The organism is Mycobacterium sp., assembly GCF_049281135.1.
Classification (GTDB): domain Bacteria; phylum Actinomycetota; class Actinomycetes; order Mycobacteriales; family Mycobacteriaceae; genus Mycobacterium.
Map to the genome: position 1 here is coordinate 1 of NZ_JBAPRN010000661.1, position 4,648 is coordinate 4,648.

The 4,648-nt window shown below is 65.4% G+C and carries 2 protein-coding genes; one reads left to right on the forward strand and one right to left on the reverse strand.

The genetic code is table 11. From position 1 onward, the window contains the following. The first annotated feature begins 119 nt into the window (after positions 1–119). A complete protein-coding gene (gene dnaE, locus WAN02_RS26565) occupies positions 120–3,662 on the forward strand; it encodes a DNA polymerase III subunit alpha (protein WP_422268011.1) in 3,543 nt (1,180 codons plus the stop codon). Between the two features lie 72 nt (positions 3,663–3,734). Here the strand turns inward: dnaE and WAN02_RS26570 are convergent. Next, positions 3,735–4,648: metal-dependent hydrolase family protein (locus tag WAN02_RS26570; protein WP_422268013.1), on the reverse strand; the 914-nt coding region annotated here is incomplete at its 5' end.

Genomic DNA, 4,648 nt, shown 5'->3' on the forward strand with positions numbered 1-4,648 from the left:
GATCCAGACACCGTCGCGCTCCGCTCGTGAGTTGGCGGCTCGTGAGTTGGCCGAAGGGCGCGACACACTTGCCGACACGCCGGCTGCGCGTCGGTGCGCGGCCATAGACTGGCGTCCCTATGAGCAAGTCGTTCGTGCACCTGCACAACCACACCGAGTACTCGATGTTGGACGGTGCCGCGAAGGTTGCGCCGATGCTCGCCGAGGCGCAGCGACTACAGATGCCCGCGATCGGCATGACCGACCACGGCAACATGTTCGGGGCCAGCGAGTTCTACAACGGGGCCACCGCGGCGGGTATCAAGCCGATCATCGGCATCGAGGCCTACGTCGCGCCGGCTTCACGTTTCGAGACCAAACGCATCCTGTGGGGTGATCCGGGGCAGAAGAGCGACGACGTGTCGGGCAGCGGCTCCTACACCCACATGACGATGGTCGCGGAGAACGCCACCGGTCTGCGCAACCTGTTCAAGCTGTCGTCGCTGGCTTCCTTCGAGGGTCAGCTGGGCAAGTGGTCGCGGATGGACGCCGAGCTGATCGCCGAGCACGCCGCGGGCATCATCGCCACCACCGGCTGCCCGTCCGGTGAAGTGCAGACCCGGTTGCGGCTCGGACACCACCGCGAAGCACTGGAGTCGGCTGCCAAGTGGCGGGAGATCTTCGGACCCGAGAACTACTTCCTCGAGCTGATGGACCACGGTCTGTCCATCGAACGCCGAGTGCGCGACGGGCTGCTGGAAATCGGTCGCGCGCTGAACATTCCGCCGCTGGCCACCAACGACTGCCACTACGTCACCCGCGACGCCGCGCACAACCACGAGGCGCTGCTGTGTGTGCAGACCGGCAAGACGCTCACCGACCCCACCCGATTCAAGTTCGACGGCGACGGCTACTACCTCAAGTCGGCTGCCGAGATGCGCGAGATCTGGGACAACGAGGTCGCTGGCGCCTGCGACTCAACCCTGCTGATCGCCGAGCGGGTCAGTTCGTACGCCGACGTCTGGGAGCCCCGCGACCGGATGCCGGTCTTCCCGGTGCCCGACGGCCACGACCCGGCGTCCTGGCTGCACCATGAGGTCGAGGCCGGCCTGCGCCGCCGCTTTCCGGATGCGCTGCCCGACGGGTACTCCGAGCGGGCCGGGTATGAGATCGAAGTCATCTGCGACAAGGGTTTTCCGTCCTACTTTCTCATCGTCGCCGACCTGATCAACTACGCGCGCTCGGTCGACATCCGGGTCGGCCCCGGGCGTGGCTCGGCGGCCGGGTCGCTGGTGGCCTACGCGCTGGGCATCACCGATATCGACCCGATCCAACACGGGTTGCTGTTCGAGCGGTTCCTCAACCCCGAGCGCGCGTCGATGCCCGATATCGACATCGACTTCGACGACCGTCGACGCGGTGAGATGGTGCGTTACGCCGCCGAGAAGTGGGGACAGGACCGGGTCGCGCAGGTCATCACCTTCGGCACGATCAAAACCAAAGCGGCGCTGAAGGATTCCGCCCGGATCCACTACGGTCAGCCGGGCTTCGCGATCGCCGACCGGATCACCAAGGCGCTGCCCCCGGCGGTCATGGCCAAAGATATTCCGCTGTCGGGCATTACCGACCCCAACCACGAACGCTACAAAGAGGCCGCCGAAATCCGCGGTCTGATCGACACCGATCCCGACGTGCGCACCATCTACCAGACCGCCCGCGGCCTGGAAGGCCTGATCCGTAACTCCGGCGTGCACGCCTGCGCGGTGATCATGAGCAGCGAGCCGCTGACCGACGTGATCCCGCTGTGGAAGCGGGCGCAAGACGGCGCGATCATCACCGGCTGGGACTACCCGTCGTGTGAGGCGATCGGCCTGCTGAAGATGGACTTCCTCGGGCTGCGCAACCTCACGATCATCGGCGACGCGCTGGTCAACATCAAAGACAACCGCGGGATCGACCTCGACCTCGAATCGGTGGCGCTCGACGACCCAGCCACTTTCGAACTGCTGGGGCGCGGCGAGACGCTGGGGGTTTTCCAGCTCGACGGCGGGCCGATGCGAGACCTGCTGCGCCGCATGCAGCCCACCGGGTTCGAGGACATCGTCGCCGTCCTCGCGTTGTACCGCCCCGGCCCGATGGGCATGAACGCCCACAACGACTACGCCGACCGTAAGAACAACCGGCAGGCGATCAAGCCGATCCACCCCGAGCTCGAGGAACCATTGCGCGAGGTCCTCGCCGAAACCTATGGCCTGATCGTGTATCAGGAGCAGATCATGCGCATCGCGCAGAAGGTGGCCGGGTACTCGCTCGCCCGAGCCGACATTCTGCGTAAGGCCATGGGTAAGAAGAAGCGCGAGGTGCTGGAGAAGGAGTTCGAGGGCTTCTCAGAAGGCATGCAGGCCAACGGATTCTCGGCCAAGGCCATCAAAGCGCTGTGGGACACCATCCTGCCGTTCGCCGACTACGCGTTCAACAAGTCGCACGCGGCCGGTTATGGCCTGGTGTCGTACTGGACGGCGTACCTCAAGGCGAACTATCCCGCCGAGTACATGGCCGGCCTGCTCACCTCGGTCGGTGACGACAAGGACAAGGCCGCGGTTTACCTGGCCGACTGCCGGAAACTCGGCATCACTGTGCTACCACCCGACGTCAACGAGTCCGGGCTGAACTTCGCCTCGGTCGGTACCGATATTCGCTACGGGCTGGGCGCGGTCCGTAACGTCGGAGCCAATGTTGTTGCCTCGCTGATCAATACTCGTACCGAGAAGGGAAAGTTCACCGACTTCTCCGATTACCTGAACAAGGTCGACATCGCGGCGTGCAACAAGAAAGTCACCGAGTCACTGATCAAGGCCGGCGCCTTCGATTCGCTGAAGCACCCGCGCAAGGGGCTATTCCTGGTGCACACCGACGCCGTCGAGTCGGTGCTGGGCACCAAGAAGGCCGAGGCGATGGGGCAGTTCGACCTGTTCGGCGGCGACCCGAACGACGGGGGAGCCGGAGCCGACGCGGTCTTCACCATCCGGGTCCCCGACGAGGAGTGGGACGACAAGCATAAACTCGCACTCGAGCGCGAGATGTTGGGCCTGTACGTGTCGGGTCATCCGCTCAACGGCGTGGCGCATCTGCTGGCCACCCAGGTTGATACCGCCATTCCGGCGATCCTCGACGGCGACGTCGCCAACGAGACCATGGTGAAGGTCGGCGGCATCCTGGCCTCGGTGAACCGGCGGGTGAACAAGAACGGGATGCCTTGGGCGTCAGCGCAACTGGAAGACCTCACCGGTGGTATCGAGGTGATGTTCTTCCCGCACACCTACTCCGCGTTCGGTGCCGACGTCATCGACGACACGGTGGTGCTGGTGACCGCCAAGGTCGCGATCCGGGATGACCGGATTTCGCTGATCGCCAACGACGTTGTGGTGCCGGACTTCAGCAACGCGCAGGTCAACCGGCCGCTGGCGGTCAGCCTGCCGACGCGGCAGTGCACCATCGACAAGGTCAGTGCGCTCAAGCAAGTCCTGGGTCAACACCCGGGCACGTCGCAGGTGCATCTGCGGCTGGTCAGCGGTGACCGGATCACCACCCTCGAGTTGGACGCGTCACTACGGGTGACGCTGTCGCCGGCGCTGATGGGCGATCTCAAGGCGCTGCTCGGTCCGGGGTGTCTGGGCGGCTAGCTGAATTCGGCGACGACAACCGGGCCGAGCGTGAAGCTGGACGCGCGTTCGAGCCCGAACGTGACGCTGACTTCACGCTCGAGGGCCGCCAACCGGATCCTTGTGAATCACACCCTCTTTCATCACGAAATCCACTCGACCGGTGACGTTGATGTCGGTGAAGGGATCACCGGGCATCGCGATCAGATCCGCGATCTTGCCCTCGGCGATCACCCCGAGATCGTCGAGGCGCAGCAGTTCGGCGGCCACGCTGGTGGCCGCCCGCAGGGCCCGCGACGGTGTGATGCCGGTTGACACCATCATCGGGAACTCGCGCCAATTGTCGTGGTGCGGGAACATTCCGGCGTCGGTGCCGAACGCGATCCGAACGTCGCTGGCGGCCAGCCCCTCAGCCGCATCGAGCAGCGCCCCACGGTATTTCTCCATTTTGCGTCGCGAGTGCTCCGGAAGAGCGGCCCAGACCGCCTCGCCGCTTTCGTCGCCGCGGGCTTTGGACAGGATCGTGTATTGCGTCGGCACCATGAACACCCCGGCGTCGGTCATCATGCGCAGCGTCTCGGCCGACGCGAGGTTGCCGTGTTCGATACTGCGCACCCCGGCCCGGACGGCGCGCCGGATACCCTCGTCGCCGTAACTGTGTGGTGTGACCGGGATTTCGAGGTCGGTGGCCGTCGCGACCAGGATGTTCATCTCCTCCTGGCTGTAGGTGGCGTGCCCGGGGTCGTCCGACGGTGAGGCGAATCCGCCGGTGGCGCCGAACTTGATCCAGTCAGCGCCGGCTCGGATCTGCTGTCTGACCCGGGTGCGGATCTCGTCGGCACCGTCGGCGGCTGCCAATTCCAGTGGCCGGCAGGGATCTTGATACTCGTCGGCGACCATTCCACTGAAGTCGCCGTGACCGCCGCGCGCGGAGATCATGTGCGGCGCGACCACCATCCGCGGGCCGACGACGAGCCCGGCGGCCACCGCATTGCGCAGGTCGATGG